Origin of the sequence: Pedobacter sp. UYP1 (assembly GCF_040547305.1) — a bacterium.
Classification (GTDB): Bacteria; Bacteroidota; Bacteroidia; order Sphingobacteriales; family Sphingobacteriaceae; genus Pedobacter.
The window spans coordinates 102,491-126,374 of record NZ_JBEPPL010000011.1 but is presented as its reverse complement, the minus strand read 5'-3'; the positions used below and the strand labels follow the sequence as shown (position 1 = coordinate 126,374).

Annotated in this window: 15 protein-coding genes; all 15 read left to right on the top strand. The window is 40.2% G+C overall.

All coding sequences use genetic code 11. The features are described 5' to 3' along the window. Positions 1–10: 10 nt before the first annotated feature. The 15 genes from ABIB30_RS19465 to ABIB30_RS19395 all read left to right on the top strand — a co-directional run bounded on the left by ABIB30_RS19465 (position 11) and on the right by ABIB30_RS19395 (position 23,588). A complete protein-coding gene (locus ABIB30_RS19465; protein ID WP_354304707.1) occupies positions 11–1,519 on the top strand; it encodes a lipopolysaccharide biosynthesis protein in 1,509 nt (502 codons plus the stop codon). A gap of 94 nt (positions 1,520–1,613) precedes the next feature. Beyond that, positions 1,614–2,045, top strand: coding sequence for a dUTP diphosphatase (gene dut, locus ABIB30_RS19460; protein ID WP_184627281.1), 432 nt, complete (start codon positions 1,614–1,616; stop codon positions 2,043–2,045). An 11-nt stretch (positions 2,046–2,056) separates the two neighbouring features. Next, on the top strand, positions 2,057–3,505 hold the full coding sequence (locus ABIB30_RS19455; protein WP_354304706.1) for a tetratricopeptide repeat protein: 1,449 nt from the start codon (positions 2,057–2,059) through the stop codon (positions 3,503–3,505). Then, on the top strand, positions 3,480–4,271 hold the full coding sequence (lolB1, locus tag ABIB30_RS19450; RefSeq protein WP_354304705.1) for a lipoprotein insertase outer membrane protein LolB1: 792 nt from the start codon (positions 3,480–3,482) through the stop codon (positions 4,269–4,271). Before ABIB30_RS19455 ends, lolB1 begins: the two co-directional genes overlap by 26 nt. A gap of 22 nt (positions 4,272–4,293) precedes the next feature. Continuing rightward, on the top strand, positions 4,294–5,550 hold the full coding sequence (locus ABIB30_RS19445; protein WP_354304704.1) for a murein hydrolase activator EnvC family protein: 1,257 nt from the start codon (positions 4,294–4,296) through the stop codon (positions 5,548–5,550). A gap of 134 nt (positions 5,551–5,684) precedes the next feature. Next, the gene (locus tag ABIB30_RS19440; RefSeq protein ID WP_354304703.1) at positions 5,685–6,152 is read left to right on the top strand and encodes a Sec-independent protein translocase subunit TatA/TatB; all 468 of its coding nucleotides are present in this window, start codon (positions 5,685–5,687) and stop codon (positions 6,150–6,152) included. Positions 6,153–6,162: 10 nt separating this feature from the next. Next, entirely contained in the window at positions 6,163–6,363 is a 201-nt protein-coding gene (gene tatA, locus ABIB30_RS19435; protein ID WP_354304702.1) for a twin-arginine translocase TatA/TatE family subunit, read from the top strand. A gap of 39 nt (positions 6,364–6,402) precedes the next feature. Beyond that, positions 6,403–7,833 carry an Asp-tRNA(Asn)/Glu-tRNA(Gln) amidotransferase subunit GatA gene (gatA, locus tag ABIB30_RS19430; RefSeq protein WP_354304701.1) on the top strand — a complete coding sequence of 477 codons (1,431 nt, stop codon included), beginning with the start codon at positions 6,403–6,405 and terminating at the stop codon, positions 7,831–7,833. Positions 7,834–7,877: 44 nt separating this feature from the next. Beyond that, the gene (locus tag ABIB30_RS19425; RefSeq protein WP_354304700.1) at positions 7,878–9,206 is read left to right on the top strand and encodes a lytic transglycosylase domain-containing protein; all 1,329 of its coding nucleotides are present in this window, start codon (positions 7,878–7,880) and stop codon (positions 9,204–9,206) included. Positions 9,207–9,452: 246 nt separating this feature from the next. Then, a complete protein-coding gene (locus ABIB30_RS19420; RefSeq protein WP_354304699.1) occupies positions 9,453–11,768 on the top strand; it encodes an NADP-dependent malic enzyme in 2,316 nt (771 codons plus the stop codon). 13 nt (positions 11,769–11,781) lie between these two features. Beyond that, positions 11,782–12,366, top strand: a complete 585-nt coding sequence (ruvA, locus tag ABIB30_RS19415) for a Holliday junction branch migration protein RuvA (RefSeq protein ID WP_111633029.1) — start codon at positions 11,782–11,784, stop codon at positions 12,364–12,366. Between the two features lie 31 nt (positions 12,367–12,397). Continuing rightward, a complete protein-coding gene (gene sov, locus ABIB30_RS19410) occupies positions 12,398–19,561 on the top strand; it encodes a T9SS outer membrane translocon Sov/SprA (protein WP_354304698.1) in 7,164 nt (2,387 codons plus the stop codon). Between the two features lie 117 nt (positions 19,562–19,678). After that, positions 19,679–20,059: a glycine cleavage system protein GcvH gene (gene gcvH, locus ABIB30_RS19405; RefSeq protein ID WP_354304697.1), complete on the top strand. Its 381-nt coding sequence runs from the start codon at positions 19,679–19,681 to the stop codon at positions 20,057–20,059. Positions 20,060–20,062: 3 nt separating this feature from the next. Next, the gene (locus tag ABIB30_RS19400) at positions 20,063–20,467 is read left to right on the top strand and encodes a VanZ family protein (protein ID WP_354304696.1); all 405 of its coding nucleotides are present in this window, start codon (positions 20,063–20,065) and stop codon (positions 20,465–20,467) included. Positions 20,468–20,741: 274 nt separating this feature from the next. After that, a complete protein-coding gene (locus ABIB30_RS19395) occupies positions 20,742–23,588 on the top strand; it encodes an outer membrane beta-barrel protein (protein ID WP_354304695.1) in 2,847 nt (948 codons plus the stop codon). The last annotated feature ends 296 nt before the right edge of the window (positions 23,589–23,884 follow it).

Here is a 23,884-nt window from a genome sequence, read left to right as displayed (position 1 = left end):
ATCACATCAGGTGTCAGTTTTAAAAAAGTTTTTAGGTCAGACTGCAGTGTATGGGGTAAGTACCATACTATCCAGACTACTCAATTTTATATTAACCCCAATTTATGTCAAGGCTTATCTGCCCGGCACATTTGGTATTTTGACCAAACTTTTCAGCTATGCATCGCTGATCAATGCGGTGCTTGCTTTCGGAATGGAAAGTACTTATTTCAGGTATCTCAATAAGCATGAGGATAAAAAGGATGCGGTATACAACAATTCATTTATTTGTATAGCCTTTATTGCCGGGATATTTCTGATCACAGGTTCTGTTTTTGCTGATTCAATTGCTTCCTGGATTAATAACGGAGAGCAGTCTCAAGTTCTTGACTATCAAAGGTATGTTAAGTATTTTGTCGGGATCTTATTTGTAGATGCGATCTGTGTGATCCCTTTTGCTAAAATCCGCGCTGACAATAAAGCATTCAGATACAGTGTAATTAAGTTCCTGAATATCGGCAGTTTTGTTGGATTGAACCTGTTCTTTATTTTTGTGATTCCTTTAATTATCAAGCATCAGTGGCCATTGGCATCCTGGTTTGAGAGCTGGTATCATTATCAATGGGTAGGTTATGTTTTTATCTCCAACCTGGCCGCCAGTATCCTTACTTTTTTATTGCTGTTGCCTGAGTTTCTGCAGATCAGATTTAAATTTGATAAAGAGATGTTCCTGAAAATGATCTCTTATAGCTGGCCTATTTTAGTAGCCAACTTGTCCTTTATCATCAATGAAAATCTGGATAAGATTGTACTGAGTAAATTATTGCCGAAAGCTGTGGCTGACATTGATGTCGGGATTTATGGCGCGGTTTGTAAAATTGCAATTTTCTTAAGTATTTTTATTACAGCTTTCAGGCTGGGAGCCGAACCGTTCTTTTTTAGCCATGCGAAACATGAAAATGCAAGGAAAACTTATGCAACGATTCTGCATTATTTTGTGATTGCACTTTCTTTGTTGTTCGTCGCCTTAGTCGCAAATATTGAGATTTTGAAATACTTTATCAAAGGGGATGCTGCACATACCGCACAATATTGGTCTGGATTACCAGCCGTGCCTTATTTGCTGTTTGGTTATGTCTGCCTGGGTATTTATATGAATCTTTCTATCTGGTACAGATTGTCTGATCAGACACGCTTTGGTTTGTACCTTTCTGTAGCAGGGGCTATTATTACGATTGTATTTAACTTTATACTGATCCCAAGGTATAGTTACATGGGCTCTGCCTGGGTTTCAATGCTGGCTTATTTTGTGATGATGGTTATGTCTTACATACTGGGACAGAAATATTATCCGATCCCTTATAAGTTGAAACGGATTTTGGCCTACCTGATTACCTCGATCGTCATTGTAATTTTGTCTTTCTGGGTATTTAACAGGAATATTTATATTGGGAATGGATTGTTAGTGCTGTTCTTCGCGGGGATCCTTTATGTAGAAAAGGACGAATTAAAAGTTCTTTTAGCAAAAGGCAAACAATAAGAAAAAGGGAACTCATATAACTTTGGTGAATACCCCTGTTAAAAATAACATAAGCCTGCTTAATAAGGCTTTACTACTAAATAAACACAATAAGATGAAGATTAATATTATCAACAAATCAGGATTGGCATTGCCTCAATATGAAACAGCTCATGCAGCAGGAATGGACATGAGAGCTTTTGTAACAGAAGAGATCGTAATCAAACCTATGCAACGCATACTGGTACCTACAGGTTTGCATATTGAATTGCCGGTAGGCTACGAAGCGCAAATACGTCCACGCAGTGGTTTGGCATATAAGCATGGAATCAGCATCGTAAACTCTCCGGGAACTATTGATGCAGATTACCGCGGAGAGATCAAAGTATTGCTGATCAATCTTTCTGATACTGATTTTGTAGTTAACAATGGAGATAGGATTGCACAAATGGTGATTTCAAAACATGAAACTATTACCTGGGAAAATGCAGAAGAACTAAGTGATACTGCACGTGGCGAGGGTGGTTACGGACATACAGGTAAATAAACCTTAAATAAATGAACAAGATCGTTGTTTTATGCGGTATACTATTCCTGGCTTTACAGTCAGCCGCCCAGCGGCTGCCCGTTTCGGCCACGGATAGTATACGCATTAAACAACTTTTCTTTGCAGGGTTGAGTGATAAGCTCAAAGAGAATTACGTAAAGAGCAGTGAGAACTTTACGAAAATAACAGCTATTGATGCAGGCAATGCCGCGGCCTGGTATGAAATAGCCTTGTTAAACTTCAGACAGAATAAAATGCCTGAAGCTGAAATAGCCATCACAAAAGCAGTTAATATTGATAAGAATAATCCGTGGTACTGGAAATTACTGGCCGAACTTTACAAGAGTACAGGGAGTATGGATCGCCTGATCCCAGTTTTTGATCAGTTGATCCGCCTGGCCCCAGATCAGCAAAGCTACCAGTTTGACCGCGCCAATGCAATTGCAATCTCCGGTAGAAAGGAAGAAGCTCTGGCCGCCTATACCCTGGTAGAAAAGAAATTTGGTCCCTCCGAGGCGCTTACCAGAGCGCGTCAGCGAATTACAGGAGGACCACAGGATGTTGTCGCGCCTGCAAATGCAACAGAGGCAATGGCAGCAGCTACGTTGTTCCTTTCCCAAAAGAAATTTATGGCAGCCTCTAAAGTCTTGGAGAATATTGCCAGTACACACCAGGATGATCCACTGTTCCTTGCACTTTATGGGGACGTTTTATATGAAACAGGAAATTTGCCAGCTGCACTGGAACACTACAAAAAGGCATTGAAACTAACTGATCAGCTGTATGGAGTTTGGGAAAAAGTACTCAATATCTCTATCCTGATGGGGCAGTATAAACAGATGATTGTAATTGGAGATGCTGCTTTAGCAGTTTATCCAAATCAGGCTATTTTATATTATTACATGGCTTTCGCTTTGCATCGTGAAGATCAGAATAAAGAGGCGTTAGGGCATATTAAATCTGCAATGATGCTGGATGGGGAAAATAAAGAACTTCAGGCATTGATTTCCGCTTTACAGGCAGAGATACTGATTGATCAGGGTAAAGTGGCTGCAGCAGACCAGGCTTTTGAGAAAGCAGTTGGCCTGGATCCGCAGAATTTCCTGATTATGAACAATTATGCGTATTACCTGGCGTTAAGGAATGAAAACCTGGATAAGGCAGAGACGTTAATTACAGTTGCCGCTAAAGCCCTTCCAAAGGACGCTTCGGTGGCTGATACTTACGCATTGATTTTACTGAAAAAGGGAAAGTATGCGCTGGCGAAATCCTGGATAGAGAAAGCTTTGCAGAACAACGAAGCTGAAAATAGTGTTTATCTGGAGCACTATGGTGATGTTTTATTCCACACCGGATCGCCGGAAGAGGCATTGGTGCAATGGAAAAAATCATGGGATGCAGGCAATGACTCGCCGCTGTTAAAACGAAAAATAAATGAGAAGAAGTACCTTACGAAATAGTCTGCTGGTTCTTTTGCTGTTAAGCACTGTACTGGCCTGCAAGACCAAAAAAACTATTGTTAAAACTCCGGATGTTGCTGTGGTGCCTGAGGCTAACCGCAAGAAAGCAGAGAATCTGGTGCTGCTGAAAGGAAAAGATATTCCTTTCAATACGCTTTCCATGAAAGGAAAAGTCAGTTTGGATATGAATGGAAATGTAAACAATGTGAACATCACCATCAGAATTCAGAAAGATCAGAAAATCTGGGCCAGTATAACAGCCATCGCGGGGATTGAAGTTGCAAGAGCTTTGATCACACCGGATAGCGTTCTTTTACGTAACAATTTACAATCGCTGGCCGTTAAAAAGCCTTTCAGCTATTTGAATAGCTTTACCAATAAGCAGGTTACTTTCAAAATGCTGCAGTCTATTCTTACTGGAAATACGATTGCTGAATTTACAAATGATCAGGCTGAACTGAATTCGAATGCCGGGGTATTTACAGCCAGTGGAGCGCAAGGAGAACTTGCCTTCAGGGTTTTGTTTAATACGCTCTTGAAAACGGGTGAGCTGAATATGAATGAGGTAAGAGCAGCGAAAGCACTGAAGGTTGTTTATTCGGATTATCAGCAGATAACAGACGCTTTGTTTCCTTCAGTAATTAAAATTAATTCTGTGTCAGGGACTAAGAAAACCAATCTGGCATTTGACTTTTCAAAAATAGAACGCAATGTTCAACTGGATTATCCGTTCACTCTTCCTAAAAGGTTTGAGATAATAAACTAATTTTTTTTATACTTTTGATGCAATGAAGCTACATAAATTACTTTTATTTCTTCTGTTTATCGCGTTTGCGCCGGCGGCTTTTGCCCAAAGCAGCTCTCAGTTAAAGCGGAAGAAGGAAGCCATCCAGCGTGAGATTGAACTTTTACAGAAAAACCTGAATAAGGCAGCTCAGGGTAAGAAGCTTACTTTAAGTGAGATACGTGCGTTAAGTACGAAAATTAGCTTGATGCAGAGTAAAATCACGGTTATCAATTCAGAAATAAAAAATCTGGACAATGAGATCCATGAGAATAAAAACACCGTACATTCATTGCAGGGTCAGCTGGCACAGCTTAAAAAAGAATATGCCGGAATGATCAGGTTTGCACAGCGCAATAAAAATTCATACGATAAGATGATGTTTATTTTTGCTGCACGTGACTTTAACCAGGCTTATAAAAGAATAAAATATTTGCAGCAATTTGGGCAGTACCGTAAAAAACAAGCGGACTACATCCAGGGAACTGAGAAGAACCTGAACTATAAAATTGTAGTGCTGGATAAAAGCTTAAAAGCAAAAAGCAGTTTATTAAAAGAGCAGGAAACTGAGCAGGGTAAACTCGCTAAAAATAAAAATGAACAGGCTACCGTATTGAACCAGTTCAGCAAGCAGGAAAAACAATTTGGCCGGGATATCGCCAAAAGAAAGAAACAACAGGCAGCAATTGACCGTGAGATCAGAAATGCGATTAACAGAGAGATTGCTTTAGCCAGGAAAAGAGCGGAAGAAGAGGCAAGGATTGCTGCAGCGAAAGCAAAAGCTGAAAGTAAACCTGCTCCGGCAGAGAAACCAAAACCAAAAAGTGGTAATTATCTGACGGCAACGCCAGAGGCAGCCAGGTTATCAGCAGGATTTGAAACCAACAGAGGCCGTTTACCTTGGCCAGTGGCTTCGGGATCGATTACTGAAGGTTTTGGAAGACATACAGAAGGTCAGGCTGGTTATACCAATGATGGGGTAAATATCATGACCAGTGAAGGCGCAACGGTACGTGCTGTATTTGGTGGAGAAGTGTTATTTGTAACAGTGATCCAGGGGATTTATGTAGTTGCGATACGCCATGGGGAGTATTTCACGATTTATCAAAATCTGAAATCACCAAGTGTATCTAAAGGAGAAAAAGTAGAAACCCGCCAGAGTATCGGTACGGTGGCCACAACTTCTGATGGAGCAGTACTGCATTTTGAAATTATGAGGGGACAGTCAAAACTGAATCCTGAAGCATGGATTGCGAAATAAGTTAACGCGGCATTTGCATAGCGGATACCTAGTGTATCAGTTTAATGACATTAGAAAGCCATTAGAACTGTAAGAAAATACAAAAGGTGCGCCTGAAAAATGTTTATATTTGTTAGTCTAATAATTAAATTGATATGTATACTGGAGTAGTATTAGAATTTTTAAATATGGGTGGCAGCGAAATCATGCTGATCCTGGCCGTGGTACTGTTGTTGTTCGGGGGTAAAAAATTACCAGAACTGGCAAGAGGATTAGGAAAAGGAATAAGGGATTTTAAGGATGCCTCAGAAGGAGTGAAACGCGAAATTCACCGCAATATCAATGCGATGGATATCGATGATGAAATCAAAGCAACTGATGCTGCTTATCCGGTGACAGGTACAGCAGCTTATGATGCAAATAACGCAGTTCATGTAGACCCATCAGCACCGACAGAAACAATTGCAGAAACACCCGTAGTGGCAGCGGCAGAAACACACGTAACGCCAACGGCAGAAGCACATGTAACGCCAGCTGCAGAAACACATGCGGCAGCAGAAGTACATGCAACAGCAACACCTGCTGCATCAGCACCATCAGAAATAGAAAAAAACAAAATTTAACTCAATAACCATGTTAAACACAACAATATTAGCAGCACTGGGTACACCAGAGATCATTATTATTTTGGTAGTTGTTTTGCTGCTTTTTGGCGGTAAGAAAATTCCAGAACTGATGCGTGGACTTGGTAAAGGCGTTAAAGAATTCAAAGACGGTAAAGACGGAGCAGATAATGATCACGTTGATACTAACAGCACCCACAAACCACAATAGGTTTAGTTGAATTTTTAATCCTTATAGACCTTAGTATAATTGAAGAAGTATAACTCTCTATCAGAGATTCAAGCCCTTATTGCGCAAAAAAAGCTTGATCTCCCTGATTTACTCGGCTACTATTTTACGCAGATAGAAACACAGCAACACCTCAATGTTTTCAATGAGGTGTTTGTCGATTCTGCGAAAAAGCAAGCGGTCAGCGTTCAGCAAAAAATAGAAAATGGTACTGCCGGCAAGCTGGCGGGTATGGTGATTGGTATCAAGGATAATATCCTGTACAAAGACCATATCACGACTGCCTCTTCAAAAATGCTCGAAGGATTTATTTCTCCTTATTCTTCTACAGTCGTTACACGATTGATTCAGGAAGATGCAATTATCATTGGCAGAACCAACTGTGATGAATTTGCAATGGGAGGTTCTAATGAAACATCTTATTACGGCACAGTACGGAATGCCGCAGATACAGAAAGAGTGGCCGGTGGCTCTTCAGGAGGTTCTGCTGTTGCTGTACAAGCCGATATGTGCCTGTCTGCTCTGGGTACTGATACTGGTGGTTCAGTTCGTCAGCCTGCCGCATTTTGCGGTTGCTATGGATTAAAACCAACTTATGGACGTATTTCCAGATATGGGGTAATTGCTTATGCCTCTTCTTTTGACCAGGTAGGCCCGATTACTTCCTCTGTCAGCGATGCTGCCTTACTTTTAGAAGTACTGGCCGGCGCTGATGAAAATGACAGCACTGTATCCCGCTTACCAGTTCCCGATTATCTGGCTGCACTTGATACTGCTTCTCCAAAGAAGATTGCTGTGCTGAAAGAAACGCTGGAAAGTGAAGCGCTTGATCCGGATATTAAAGCTGCCATCCTGCGAGCTATTGACCAGTTTAAAGCAGAAGGCCATACCATTGAGTACGTATCTTTTGACTTACTGGATTACCTTGTTCCTGCCTATTATGTCTTGACAGCTGCAGAAGCTTCTTCTAACCTTTCCAGATATGATGGAGTACATTATGGACACCGCAATCTGCAGGCAGAAAATCTAAACAGTTTATACAAGAAGTCCAGAGCTGAAGGTTTTGGAGAAGAAGTAAAGCGCAGGATTTTGCTGGGTACCTTTGTATTGAGCGCAGGATATTACGATGCTTACTACCAGAAAGCACAGCAGGTAAGACGTTTGATCAGAGAAAAAATTGAAGCCTTGCTAGTTGATTTTGATGTGATACTGACGCCCGTTGCACCTACACCGGCCTTTAAAATAGGCGAAAATATACAAGATCCGCTAGTGATGTATATGGCGGATATTTTTACAGTACTGGCTTCGTTGACAGGGGTTCCGGCAATAGCTATCCCTCTGGGCAATAATAAGCTGGGTTTACCGTTAAGTCTACAGTTAATGGGTAAACACTTTGAAGAAGGGGCGTTACTTTCCCTGTCCAAAAGTTTTACTTACTTAAGCTCCACCTAAATCATAAACCAAAGATTATAATTGCATAATTGCAAGGACCGCCTATGAAAAGAAATGTACTTATCCTCTCATTTTGTGTATTTATCCTTGCAGCTTTCAACAGCAGCGCACAACAAAAAATCAACAAGCTGGATTCAATTTCTCCAATCAGCTTTCTTTCTACTACTTATACCGGTGATACTACCGCAGTACCAGAAGTCTTAGAAAACCCGCTATTTTACAATTATAATTTCACGTATAAAAAACGTCTGGATTCTATTCAAAAGCAGATTCCACTGCCATATAATGAATCCGTACAACGTTATATCGACATTTACAGCTCCAGAAAAGATATGATGGGCAAGATGCTGGGCCTGTCTGAATATTACTTTCCGATTTTTGAAAATGCACTAAAAGCTTATGATGTTCCCATGGAACTTAAGTTTTTGCCAATTATAGAATCTTCGATGAATTCTCATGCGATTTCCAGAGTTGGCGCAACTGGTTTATGGCAGTTTATGTTCTCTACAGCTAAAGACTATGGACTGGGGATGGATAATTTCGTCGATGAACGTAAGGATCCCATTCAGGCGAGTTACGCTGCGGCAGCTTACTTTAAGGACGCCTACAAGAACTTAGGAGACTGGTTGCTGGCTATTGCTGCTTATAACTGTGGAACAGGCAATGTAAACAGAGCGATTGCAAAAGCACATTCAAGAGATTTCTGGGCGATCAGACCTTTTTTACCACAAGAAACGCGTAATTATGTACCCGCTTTTATTGCAGCGATTTACGTGATGAACTGTCCGGATAAACATCAGATTAAAGCGCAGAAATCATTGTTTGCGATTAAAACTGATACCATTCAGGTGAGCCGTTTTGTTTCTCTGACAGAGCTGGCAGAAGCATTGGCGATGGAAGAAGGTGATCTGTGTACTTTAAATCCTTCGTATAAGAAGAAAATCGTTAACGGGTCAGAAGATCAGCCTAAAAGAATTATTATACCTAAAGTAAGCCTGGCAAACTTTGCTGAAATTTATGAAGTGCTTAACAACCATACGGTAGAAACCAGTACGCGTGTTATTCTGGCCTCAAATGATGACCGGAGGCTTCATAAAAAACATAAAGAAGCTAGTCAGAGCAGTGCCCGGCCTAGATACCATAAGGTAGGTGCAGGCCAGAATTTAATTGCAATTGCTAACCAGTATAATGTAGAAGTTCAGGATTTACGCGTATGGAATAATTTGAAGGGAAGTACAATCGTTCCCGGACAACGTTTAATCGTCTCTCAAAAATCAGGTCACGCCCGTGAAACTGAAGCCAAATCAGGCAAGAAATACATCTCTTATAAAGCGAAGGGGAAATCCGGATCAAGAATAACAGACAGGCTGTAAAAACGGCCTTGTTCTTTTTGTTCATTCCTGTTTGAAATATCTTTTTACTAAAAGATTTCTCCATATTCGTTTTGTGCATTTTTTTTTAAAGTCACTGTTAACCCTATTTAATTTTGCTTTTTATTGGTTTAAAATGGCTTATAAGCTGGTTTTAAACCTGCGTTAAATTTATGTAGACCGATGTGTTTTTATTTTAGTGCGTATTAAAAGAATTGTAACTTTGAATCTTTTATCCAAATCAAACGTATGAGCAAAATTAACAGGAAACAAGATGCATTAGATTACCATTCCCAAGGCCGGCCGGGCAAAATAGAAGTCATTCCAACCAAACCGACCAATTCACAAAGAGACTTAGCATTGGCTTATTCCCCTGGGGTAGCCGAACCTTGTTTAAGAATTGCTGAAAATACCGAAGATGTCTATAAATACACTGCTAAGGGTAACCTGGTCGCAGTAATTAGTAATGGAACAGCTGTTCTGGGATTGGGTAATATCGGTCCGGAAGCCTCTAAACCAGTGATGGAAGGTAAAGGCTTGCTGTTTAAAATATTTGCAGATATTGATGTTTTTGATCTGGAACTCGACACCACTAATGTGGACGATTTTGTGAAGATCGTGAAAGCGCTGGAGCCTACTTTCGGAGGTGTTAACCTGGAAGATATTAAGGCACCAGAATGTTTTGAAATTGAACGCCGCCTCAAAGAGGTCATGAATATTCCTGTGATGCACGATGATCAGCATGGAACAGCAATTATTTCTGCTGCTGCATTATTGAACGCCTGCGAACTGCAGAAGAAAAAAATAGAGAAGATTAAGATTGTTGTTAACGGTGCGGGTGCAGCTGCTATATCCTGCAGCCGGCTGTATATTTCATTAGGGGCTAAAAAAGAAAACCTGGTGATGTGTGACCGGTCGGGCGTAATCCGCAATACGCGCGAAAACCTTGACCCAACAAAAGCTGAGTTCGCAACTGCAAGAAACCTGTCTACATTGGCAGAAGCGCTGAAAGATGCAGATGTATTTATCGGTTTATCGTCTGCTGACTGTGTAACTATAGAAATGTTAAAGTCAATGGCCCGCAATCCGATTGTTTTCGCCATGGCTAACCCTAATCCTGAAATCGCTTACGAACTGGCCATTGGCTCCCGCAAGGACTTAATTATGGCTACTGGTCGTTCTGATTACCCTAACCAGGTGAACAATGTATTAGGTTTCCCTTATATATTCAGAGGTGCACTAGACGTCAGGGCTACAGGAATCAACGAGCCAATGAAAATTGCAGCAGTACACGCAATTGCTGAATTGGCTAAAAAATCTGTTCCTGAAGCCGTTAATATGGCTTACAATGAAAGAAATATCAAATTCGGTAAAGATTATATCATTCCAAAACCAATGGACTCCCGTTTAATTACCAATGTTTCAATGGCAGTTGCAAAAGCAGCGATTGATTCTGGTATTGCCCGTAAAATCATTACGGACTGGGATGCTTATGCAGAGGAATTAAAACAAAGAATTGGCGGGGATGATGCAATTATGCGTGCCATCACCAATAAGGCTAAATCTGATCCTAAACGTGTTGTTTTTGCAGAAGCTGATAATTATAAAATCTTAAAGGCTGCGCAAATTGTAAAAGATGAAAACATCGCTATTCCTATTTTACTGGGAAATAAAGAGGTGATTCAGCAGATTATCGCAGAAACAGCATTGGATTTGGAAGGTGTATTGATTATCGATCCTCTTGAGGACCCTGAGCGCATGGCCAAATATTCAGAATCACTTTATCAGAAAAGGCAGCGTAAGGGAGTTACGCTTTTTGAAGCCACTAAATTAATGCGGAACAGAAACTACTTTGGTTCTTCGATGGTAGAATTTGGAGAAGCAGATGCGATGATTTCAGGACTGACAAGAAATTACGCTTCAACCATCAAACCTGCATTACAGATTATAGGGACGGCAGAAGGGGTAAACAGAGTTGCAGGGATGTACATGATGATGACTAAAAAAGGGCCTGTTTTCTTTGGCGACACTACAGTCAATGTTGATCCGACGGTGCAAGAACTGGTCGATCTGACCCTATTATTAGAGCGCGCGGTAGCTAAATTTAATATACAACCAAGAATTGCTTTACTTTCTTATTCTAACTTTGGTTCGAATGACGGTGAAGTTCCTCAAAAAGTTAGACAGGCGGTAAAAATATTACACGATAAGCATCCCGGGATTCTAGTAGATGGAGAAATGCAGGCTAATTTTGCAATTAGCAATTCTTTGTTAAAAGATAACTTTCCTTTTAGTAGATTAGCGGAAAGCCCGGCGAATACGTTGATTTTTCCAAACTTGGAGTCGGGAAATATTGCTTATAAATTGTTACAGGAATTAGGTGAAACAGAGGCTGTAGGCCCAATATTATTAGGACTAAAGAAGCCTGTACATATTGTACAGTTAGGAAGTTCTGTACGCGAAATTGTGAATATGGTAACGATCGCAGTATTGGATGTACAGGGTAAACAAGCAGAAGCAGCCGAAAAGCCTAAAAGAACAGGGTTATTAAAGAAAACGAAATAAAGTATAAAATATTATGTTTGATTATATTGATGGCAGGTTAACATTTAAGTGTCCTGCTTATATTGTGGTAGAGGCGGGTGGTATTGGATATCACATCAATATATCATTGAATACCTATAGCAGTTTAGGAACTGCCGAGCGCTGTAAAATCTATGTATGGCTGCATGTGAAAGAGGATGCACATACCTTATACGGATTTATTGACGAAGGAGAACGCCGATTATTTTTACACCTGATTTCAGTGTCTGGTATCGGGCCGAATACCGGGCGGATGATGCTCTCTTCTATCACGCCGGCCGAGATTCAAACTGCCATAGTCAACGCTGATTTACCTTTGATACAACGTATCAAAGGTATTGGTGCGAAAGGTGCACAGCGGATAGTTTTGGAGCTGCAGGATAAATTGAAAAAAGAAGGTACCGGGTCGTTAATTGCCGCTCCTTTAAATCATACGGTCAGAGAAGAGGCATTATCAGCATTAACGATGCTTGGATTTGCAAAAGCGCCAGCGGAGAAAGCGATAGATAATGCAATTAAGAATGGCGGACTGGATTTAACTGTTGAACAGATGATTAAAATAGCTTTAAAGAACTTATAATAAAAAAATACCTACAATAAACTTCCAGCCTTTGAGAAACACTTTTACTTTAATCATTTTATTGATTTTTTCCTTTTGGGGACAACAAGCTTTCTCGCAAATAAATCCGGAGGACCGTTACCAGGACACCACCAGAAACAACTTTGGACTGAAAGAAAAACAACGTCTGGGTATTCGTCAGCCATTTAATTCATTTACACCACAACCAGACAATATCAAGAGAGAGGTAGAGTTTGATGCGGCGAATAAACGTTATATTATCAGAGAAAGGATTGGAGGAAGATTTTTTGGTCCTCCTCAATATCTGACTATAGAAGAATACCAGCGCCTGGTCAATTCTGAAATGAAAAGAGATAACTGGCGCGTAATTTCCAATGCAGAAACAGATGAAATCAGAAGAACGGGCGTTATCCCGAGTCTGACAGTGAATAATCCGGCATTCGAGAAAATATTTGGCGGTAATCAAATTAGTATCCAACCCAGGGGAGAAGCTGAGCTTACTTTTTTAGGGCGTGTAAACAAGAATGAAAACCCGCTGTTCAATGAGCAGCAGAGAGTACAGAGCAATTTCGATTTCAACCAGCGTATCCAGATGGATCTGGTTGGTAATATCGGAACAAAGCTGAAGCTGAACATGAACTATAATACCGAAGCACAATTTGATTTTGAAAATCAGATCAAGCTGGATTATACAGGTGGAGAAGATGATATCATCAAGAAAATAGAAGCAGGTAATGTAAGTTTACCTTTAAGTACTTCACTGATTACAGGTACACAGGCTCTTTTCGGGATCAAGACCCAACTGCAATTCGGAAAACTGAATGTAACTACTGTGTTTACGCAGCAAAAATCACAATCCAGAGAACTGCAAATCAGTAATGGAGCGCAGCACAATGATTTCCGGATAACTGGTGATACCTATGAGGCCAACAAACATTATTTCCTGGCAAAATTCTTCAGGGACAACTACAATAAGGCGATGGCCAATGCACCCAACCTGTTATCGGGTGTAAATATTACTAAAGTTGAGGTTTGGATTACCAATAAAACAGGTAATACACAAGATTCAAGGGACGTTTTAGGTTTGATCGATCTTGGAGAGAATCAACCCTATAATACAGGGTTTACTGGTGGATCGGCTTTTTCACTGGCGCCATCAGGTTTTGCACTTCAGGGGGTCAGACAATCCAACGATATCTTATCTAAATTGCCTCCAGGTGCAAGATTCACGAATTCAAATGACGTCATTTCTTATTTCCAGGCGAATAAAGGAACAGACAACTATGCCAAGTTAACTTATGCGCGTAAGCTTGCAGACAGAGAATACACTTTCCATTCTCAATTGGGTTATATCTCCCTGAACAACGCGCTAAACTCAGATGAAGTACTTGCTGTAGTTTTCCGTTATACCTACAATGGAGTAGAATATCAGGTCGGTGAGTTTTCGACAGATGTACCCTTTGATCCAAGTACACCAAAAGTATTATTTGCCAAGTTATTAAAGAACGAAACTACTAAAACCAATCTTCCGACATGGAAGCTGATGATGAAAAACATCTATTCTATTGGTGGTTATCAAATTAGTCAGCAGAACTTTAAACTGGATATATTCCGTTTAGATAATGATACTGGTATTGAAAGACCAGTGATGTCTGAAGGGGTCAATACAACGAATAAATTATGGATTAACCTAACTGGTCTGGACAGGTTAAATCAGCAGAATGACCGCAAGCCGGATGGAGTGTTTGACTTCCAGGCAGAGGATAAGCCTTTCACCAGCACTTCGAGCGGAGTGCCGCCCACCACGATCAGTAGTATCGGTACCATTGGTACTAACGGTAATAATGGGCTTGCAGCTTTTGCTACGAATATGAGTAAAGGATATATTACGATTGATCCTTTGAACGGACGTATTATATTTCCTGTAGTAGAACCATTTGGTAGAGATCTGGCTGCTCAGTTTAATCCTGGAGAACAGAATTTGATTGACAAATATACTTATACGGCGCTGTACGATTCTACGAAAGTAGTGGCACAGCAACTTTTCACTAAACAAAACAGGTACATCATTAAAGGGGGCTATCAGTCTCAGGTGGCTTCAGAATTCAGTTTGAATTCGATCAACGTTCCGGAGGGATCTGTAAAAGTATTTTCTGGTACTATTCCATTACAGGAAGGGGTCGATTTTACCGTGGATTATCAGGGTGGAAGAGTGAGTATCATTAATACTGGTGTATTGCTTTCTGGCCAGGCTATCAGGATTACTACCGAGAACAATGAATTATTCGGCTTACAGCAGCGTTCATTGTTTGGGACCAGGCTGGACTATAAGGTGAATAATAAACTGAATTTAGGGGCAACTTACATGAACCTATCAGAGAAGCCGCTTACGCCAAAAGTCAACATTGGAGAAGAACCAATTTCAAATACGATCTGGGGAATGGATTTGAATTATAGCACTTCTTCCAGGTTCTTAACAAAAATGGTAGATAAGCTGCCTTTCATTTCTACGAAAGCGCTTTCAAAGTTCTCTTTCTCTGGTGAGTTCGCTCAATTAGTTCCAGGACACCCAAGCGCAATTAATAGTTTAGGAGATAAAGGGGGAACAAGTTACCTGGATGATTTTGAAGCCTCACGTTCAGTTATTGATTTGAAGAGCGCAATTGCCTGGCAGATTTCAGGTACACCGCAACTTTTCCAGGAAGCAGGATTGACAAATGACCTTGCTTATGGATACAATAGAGCCAGGCTTGCTTTCTATAATATTGACCCAACATTTTACAATAGAACTGCTTCGAATATCCCTGCAAACTTAAGAAACAACAAAACAGAGTTGTCCAATCATTATGTGAGGGAAATTATCGAACAGGAAGTTTTTCCTTTCAAGGAAACTCCTACAGGACAAGCAGTTTCTTTACCCACACTGAATGTGGCCTTTTATCCTAATAAGCGTGGGCCTTACAATTATGCGCCGAGTGGTTTCAACAGTAATGGGGATCTGATGAATCCTAAATCACGTTGGGGCGGAATGTTCAGAAAAATTGAGACCAATGATTTCCAGGCTTTAAATATTGAATATATAGAGCTGTGGGTAATGGACCCTAACATTTACAAGACTAATTCTGCAGGCGGAGATTTATATTTTAACATTGGTAATATCTCTGAAGATATTCTGAAAGATGGTAGAAAGTCACTGGAGAACGGACTACCTCCAGATGGGGACCCGACCAAGTTTGATGAAACGAACTGGGGAAGAGTACCTAAATTACAGCCCGTAGTTCAGGCATTTGACAATGATCCTGCTGCACGTAAAGCACAGGATGTTGGTTTGGACGGATTAGGTGATAACGATGAGAAAACTAAGTTCGCGCCTGTTTTGAGTCAGATCGTTCCGCAATTAAGTCCGGCGGCGGCAAGCGAGCTGCAAGGCGATCCGAGTTCAGATAACTACGCTTATTTCAGAGGGCCGCAGTTAGATCAGGAAAATGCAGGAATCTTGAAACGTTACGAAAAATACAACGGAACAGACGGGAACTCAAAAACGTCTCAGCAATCATTAGAAGATTTAGGAATTGATAATTCTGCATCTACTTCTTTACCGGATGGTGAGGATGTAAACAGGGATAATAACATGACCCAGTCTGATGAGTATTTCCAGTACAAAGTGTCGATGCGTAAAGGGGACCTGGAAGTCGGTAAGAACTATGTAACAGATGCCGTGACTTCACAGGTTAAATTGGCTAATGGACAAACACAACCGGTTACCTGGTATCAGATTCGTATTCCTTTGGCCGATTATCAGCAAAAAGTAGGAAACATTCAGGATTTTAAATCGATCAGGTTCTTCAGGATGTTCCTGACAAACTTTACAGATACAACGATCTTAAGGTTTGCTAAAATTCAATTGGTAAGAGGAGACTGGAGAAAATATAACGATCAGAATATCGGGACACAATTAATTACTGACCCGGGACTAAACAATACGGTTACCCCTGATAATTCAACAATTGAAGTCGGTACAGTAAACATTGAGGAGAATGGAAAACGTACACCTATTCCTTATGTAGTGCCACCAGGGATTCAGAGAGAACTTGATTTCAATAACTACAGGACCAATACAAGATTAAACGAACAATCACTGTCTTTTATTGTAAGGAATCTGCGTGATGGATATGGCCGCGCAACTTTCAAGACTGCATTGAATGACTTCAGGTCTTACAAAAGACTGGAAATGTTTGTCCATCTGGAAGCTTTAGGAAATACGGTGATTAACAACGGTGACCTGAGTGCGTTTATCAGGATCGGAACAGATAATCAGGACAACTACTACGAATATTCACAACCATTAACCGTTACACAGCCAAATACCAGCGATCCTTATGCAATCTGGCCTGATGCCAATAAGATTGATATTGAATTATCGTTATTCCAGGATATCAAACTGGCACGTAACCGGGCAACGATGCCTAATGGAGCAATGTGGGATATTACCAAACCTTTCTCTTATGTGGTCGACGGTAAAACGGTAACCATTAAAGGGCAGCCAGACATGAGTCAGGTTAAGGTTTATATGCTTGGGGTGAAAAACCCATTAAAGCTGGCCTCGAATCCGCGTGCGGATGATGGATTGGAAAAAAGCGGACAAATCTGGTTCAATGAGCTGAGGTTAACGGAATTTGATGAACGTGGTGGATGGGCAGCAGCAGCGAGAATGAATGCACAACTGGCTGATTTTGCAGAAGTCAATGTTTCAGGAAGTAAATCAACTATTGGTTTTGGTTCCATTGACAAAAGGGTGAGCGAGAGAAACAGGTCTGATAATACCTCTTTTGATATTTCATCCAGTATGGAATTGGGTAAATTCTTTCCTAAAAAATCGGGGATCAAGATTCCAACTTATGTCAGTTATTCTAAGCAGGTGAGTACACCTCAGTATGATCCGAAAATGCCGGATATTGAATTGAAGACTTCTCTGAAAGGGGCATCTGCTGAAGAACGGAAAATTATCCTGGATTATTCACAGGATTATACAACACGTAACAGTATTAACTTCACAAATGTCCATAAAGAACGGACAGATCTAAACAAAGCACCTAAGCTTTGGGACATAGAAAATTTTAGTGGAACCTATTCTTTTACTAAAATCCTGCACCACGATTTTATCAATCAGAGTTCGATACAGAAAACCTATTTCGGTTCTCTTGCTTATAATTATTCAGGACAGTCGAAGAACTACAGGCCATTTGATAAACTGATCAAATCAAACTTGCTGACAATTTTAAAGGATATTAACATTAGTCCACTGCCAACAGCGATCAATTTCAGGATTGATGTGAACCGTTATTATTCTGAGAATAGTTTGAGAAACAATGATCCTGGAAATTCTATACCAATTAATACTACTTTCAATAAAAACTTCCTGATCACCCGGGTATATGCGATTTCCTGGAACCTGACCAAATCACTGACATTGGACTTTGATGCGACAAATTATTCCATCATTGACGAACCAGACGGCAGGATCAATGGCTTGAAGCGTGATACAGTATGGCAGAATCTCCTTAGACTTGGCCGTACCACAGACTATAGCCATAACATGAATATTACCTATGCTTTGCCGATCAATAAGATTCCTGGCTTAGACTGGATTAATGTGGCGACCAGGTATGGTACCAACTTCACCTGGAATACAGAACCACTTTCTACCTTGAGAGATCCACTGATCAACCTTGGAAATACCATTCAGAATGCAAGGACCGTCCAGATCAACCCAACATTTAACTTCACAAGCTTATACAATAAGTTCGGCTTGTTAAAGAGAGCGAAGAATAGTGACGGAGGCCCTGGAATCCTGTTAGGTTTGCTGACCAGTATTAAGAATATAAATGCAGCTTATACTCAGACTAAGGGAATATTCCTGCCTGGTTATACGCCAACAACAGATTACTTTGGAATTGATAAGTTTTCCGGAGCACCAGGATGGGGATTCGTCTTCGGTAGTCAGCGTGATATCAGAGATATGGCGATCAGAAACAACTGGCTTACACACGATACACTTCAGACCCAATTGTACATCAATACGATGAGAGAAGATTTGAGTATTACCAGTGTGATTGAGCCTTTCCGTGATTTCAGGATTACCCTGACAGCCAATAAAAACAGGACGATGAATTACTCAAGTAATTTCAGATATGACAATACGAGCCAGGCTTTCCGTAACCTGAGCCCGTCTACGACTGGTGATTACAGTATTTCATTCATCTCCCTTGGAACTGCATTTTCTGAGAATCCAGGCAGTACGGTTTCTAAGCTGTTCAATCAGTTTATGGCAAACAGATCAGTTATTTCTGAGCGTTTAGGTGGGATCAATACCAATTCTCACGGTATCTCCGGCGGCTTTGCTGATGGTTATGATAAAAACTCACAAGACGTATTGATTGCTGCATTTATGGCTGCTTATACTGGTAAGGATGCTTCTAAAGTAAGTTTAAATTCTTTCCCTAAAATACCTTTACCAAACTGGCGCATTAATTATGGTGGGTTAACCAGGTGGGACTTTTTGGGTGATTACTTTAAGTCGATTGATTTAAGACATTCTTACCGCTCTATTTATAGTGTGAATGGATTTAACACGCTGGCCCGCTATCAGGAAACTGACGGGTACGTGAGTAGCAGAGATGATAATCAGAACTTCCTTCCTTTCTATCAATATTCGCAGGTTACAATTGCAGAACAGTTTGCACCGCTCATTGGAATCGATACGCGTTTAAAAAACAACCTGACCGCTAATTTTGAGATCGGCAGAACGCGTTTGTTAGGATTGAGTTTAGCGAATACGCAGCTATCACAATTGTCAGAGAATAACATGGTATTTGGTTTAGGTTACCGCACCACTAAGTTCAGGTTCCCTTTCGGATTGTTCAAACAGCTGAAAATGGATAACAATATGGACTTCAAGCTGGATGTTTCCATCAGAGATAACAAAACTGTGATTTACAGAGCTGATGTGTCTACAGCAGAAATTTCATCGGGTGCTAAAAATATTACTTACAGACCAAGCGTTGACTATATATTGAATCAGCGTTTTAACATTAAGGTTTTCTACGATTCGAATATTACCAAGCCTTATACTTCACAATCGTTCAATACTTCATTCAGCAATTTTGGATTTAGTTTGAGGATCACACTTAATTAGCAGAACTACGAGCCTGTTTAAATTTATTATTTAAACAGGCTGTAATGTTTTGTATGAAAGTAACGTTTTGTATAAAGTATATATTAATTACCTTTGAGCAATCAAATCGAATAAAAAATGAATTTTCCATCAGAACTAAAGTACACTAAAGACCACGAATGGGTTAGAGTTGAAGGTAATGAAGCCTTTATTGGTATAACTGATTTCGCGCAACGCGAATTAGGTGATATCGTTTATATCGATATCAATACCGTAGGTGAGGAAGTAGGTAAGGATGATGTTTTCGGTAGTGTTGAAGCCGTTAAAACTGTATCTGACTTATTTATGCCCGTTACTGCTACTGTATTAGAAATTAATGCTGCATTGAACGATAGCCCGGAATTAGTGAATTCTGATCCTTACGGAGAAGGCTGGATGGTTAAAGTAACTTTAAGTGATGCTGCTCAGGTAGCTGAATTATTGGATGCTGCTGCATACCAGGCTTTAGTTGGTGCTTAATAAATGAATAAATTCAAAGTACTCTTGCATCAACGCTTAGCTCTTATATGGACAGTGTTTATCTTGATTCTTTGTACCATGAAAATGCCTGATTCCATTGGTGAATCAGGCTTTTTCTTTACAGGGTTTGACAAGGTAGTTCATCTGGGTTTTTTCTATGTCCTTACTATTTTACTATTTTACGGTGAAACAAAAAGTCAGCGCAGAGATAATTTTGGAATCTTAACTATCTTTAAGATCTTGGTGCTCACCTTTGCTTTAGGTGGTTTTATTGAGCTGATTCAATATAAGTTCTTCACTTACCGTTCTGCGGAGTGGTGGGATCTGGGCTGCGATATGATCGGTGTATTTATGGCTATATTTGCTTACGTGTGTTTAAATAAATCTAACTATGAAAAGGAAAGCTAGTATTTTGTTTTTGTTGGCGATAGGACTGTTGAGCAGCTGTCGTATTTTTAAACCGGGCTGCCATTGCCCGAAAGTAAGTTATTCAGTTCCTGCGTTGCAGAAAAACAAGCTATATTCTTAGTTATTATCTCCTTTGTTAAATCATTTTATCAGCTCCTTAAGCTGAATAAACAGGTGTATTTAAAATGTTACCCATATTTTAACAGATAAAAACAAACCATTTACCTTTCTTAGAGTCAGACAAGGATATAATTGAAAATATCAAGCTTCTTCCATGATGACTTTTACAAAAAATCTCTTGCTGATTGCATTCCTCCTGATCAGTTTTTCTTCGTATGCCCAATTAAAAAACGGCTCCGTTAGCGGAAAGGTCGTTAATGCGAAAGACCGTTTACCCGTAGACTATGCTTCAGTAGCAGTCAAAAGTCTTAAAGATTCCAGTGTTGCTGGCGTGATCAATACAGAAGCCGATGGCTCTTTTGCGATTAAAGGACTTGCTCCCGGACCTTACAGGCTTACGGTAGCCTATCTCGGCTTAAATAATGTCAACAAAGAATTTACGGTATCTGCTGCAACGCCATCAATCAATTTAGGCACGTTGGCGATGGAGAATACCGGTCTGAATTTAAATACAGTTGTGATTAAAGGGGTAGTTACTCCGGTAGTGGTCAAAACTGATACGGTAGAATACAGTGCGGGTGCTTATAAGGTAAGAGAAAATGCTGTAGTAGAAGATGTACTGAAGAAACTGCCTGGTGTTGATGTGGCTAAGGATGGTTCTATAAAGGCTCAGGGGGAAACTATAACGCGCGTTCGTGTGGATGGTAAAGATTTCTTTGGAAATGATCCTTTATTGGCTACAAAGAATTTGCCGGCTGATATGATTGATAAGATCCAGGTGATTGATTTGCTTTCTGATCAAGCTCAGTTTACTGGTGTGGATGATGGGAACAGGGAAAAGATTATTAATATCACGACCAAGAAGGATAAGAAGAATGGTTATTTCGGAAATTCAAGTGTTGGTTATGGTACGGATGATCGTTACGATGTAAATCTGAATGTCAATAAGTTTAACAAGGAGCAGCAATTTTCTGTGATCGGTCAGTTTAACAATGTCAACAAGCAGAACTTCGGCGGCGGGGGCGGCCTGGGTAATGGTGGTGGCGGAGGCGGAGGTGGCGGGGGTGGTCGTTTTAGTGCGGCATCAGGTGCTCCACCGCAGGGGATTACCAACACCAATGCTTTCGGTATTAACTTTGCCGATGTTTATACAGACCAGACTAAAATCACCGCTAGTTATTTTTTCAATAAGACTTCTTTATTTAATGAGCAGACCAGTTCCAGGGAAAACTTGTTAGGAGATAGCAGGACTCTTTTTAACCAGAATCTGACAAGCAATACGGATAGTAAAAATCACCGTTTCAACTTCTTAATTGATACTAAGATCGACTCGACGATGTCTATTCGTGTGCAGCCAAATATTACTTATACCGAGACTGGATTAGCCCAGAATACTAATTACGTGAATACCTATGATAAGTACCAGACAGTGGGTACACAGGGATATAATACCAACTCTACTTCGCCGGTAATCGGCAACAATATTCTCTTAAGGAAAAAGTTTGCTAAAAAGGGACGTACCTTATCTTTGAATATCAATACAAGTATCAATGACAACGACTCCAAAATCTATAATGATATTAACAATGTAACTACGCAGGGTGATTCGGTAAGCAATTCGGTGATTAACCAGCTGAACAATCAGAATTCACATTCCATTACGAATACTTCAAGAGTAGTTTATACGGAACCTGTTTCCAAAACGCTGAACCTGGAGCTGAACTATCAGAATACTTATAGTTTTAACAATAGTGAGCGTTTCAATTATAACTTTAACCCGATAACTTCACAGTACGATATACCTGATCTGACTTATACCAATACTTATGAGAATAAGACACTAACGAATGCGGTTGGGGCAAGTTTGAATAAGAACACGGAGAAGTATAACTGGAATATTGGGGTGGGGGTACAGAATACAGACAGAAGAAATGAAAATCTGACCACTGGTAATCTGATCACGCAGAACTTTTATAATATCGTTCCTACGGCACAATTGCGTTATAAATTCAGCAAGAGCAAAAGATTGGTTATCAGATACCGTGGAAATACACAACAGCCTTCAATTACTCAGATTCAACCTATTCCGGATAATACCAATGCACAGAGTATTCCGATCGGAAATCCTGGTTTGAAGCCTTCTTTCACGAATAATCTGACTGTGTTGTATAATAATTTCGACTTCGCGAAGTTCCGTTCGTTGTTCATTTTTGCAAATATCAGTCAGACCTTTAATGCTTTTGGAAATGATAGCAGGTTAATTGATGCGCCAACTGATCCCAATTTTGGAAAGCTTGCGGTTGTTCCTGTAAATGTGAATGGCGTTTATCAGGGTACTTTAGGTTCTTCACTGGGTTTGCCTATTATCAAGGAAAATAAACTGAATCTGAATATAGATTTAGGGGGTACTTATGCCAGAGGGGTGAATTTCACGAATTCTCTGCAAAATGTGACGAATGACCTCTCGATCACGAATAAATACAGGTTAGTTTCTTCTATGGATAAACTGGATCTGACGGCAAGTGTAGCGGGATCTATTAACCGCGCTACTTATTCTGCTCAGTCGTCTGCAAATACGACTTATTATACGCTGAATCCAGCAATTGATGTGAGTTATATGTTTCCTGGAAATATCCGCCTTGCGGTGAATGTGGATTATTTCCAGAATACGGGAAGAGGGCCGGAGTACAATACGAATTTTACGATCATGAATGGTTATATCAGTAAACAGTTTTTCAAGAACAGGGGAACGTTTAAGGTTGCTGTGAATGATGCGTTAAATCAGAACCAGGGGATTTCAAGAACTTCGAGCAATAACACGATTACAGATTTAAGGTATAATGTGCTGAAAAGATATTATATGTTCTCGTTTACTTATTCTCTGAGCAGAATGGGTGGCAAAACTATGCAGAATGATATGCCAATGCCGGGTATGGGTGGGGGTGGTCGTAATGGTGGTTTTGGTGGGGGTGGTGGAAGAAGAGGTGGGGGGGATATGTAATATTTAAAAAAACAAACCTGCTATGTTCGGCCGACATTGCCTTCGCCTGAAGAGGCTCGGAACGAATGTCCTCACATTAGCAGTTTGTTTTTTTAAATTCCAATCCTTAGAGAGTATTTAGTGGATTGCTTCACGGATGTTGGTTTATTAGATGGATAAACAATGTTGATTGCTATGAGGATTGCTATCCGGGATTTTGTTTATTGAGTAGTTAAACAATGTTGGTTGCTTACAGAATTGCTAGGATAGATAATGATTGTTAGCTAGAAAGGTCTTACTGATTTTTAGTACATCAT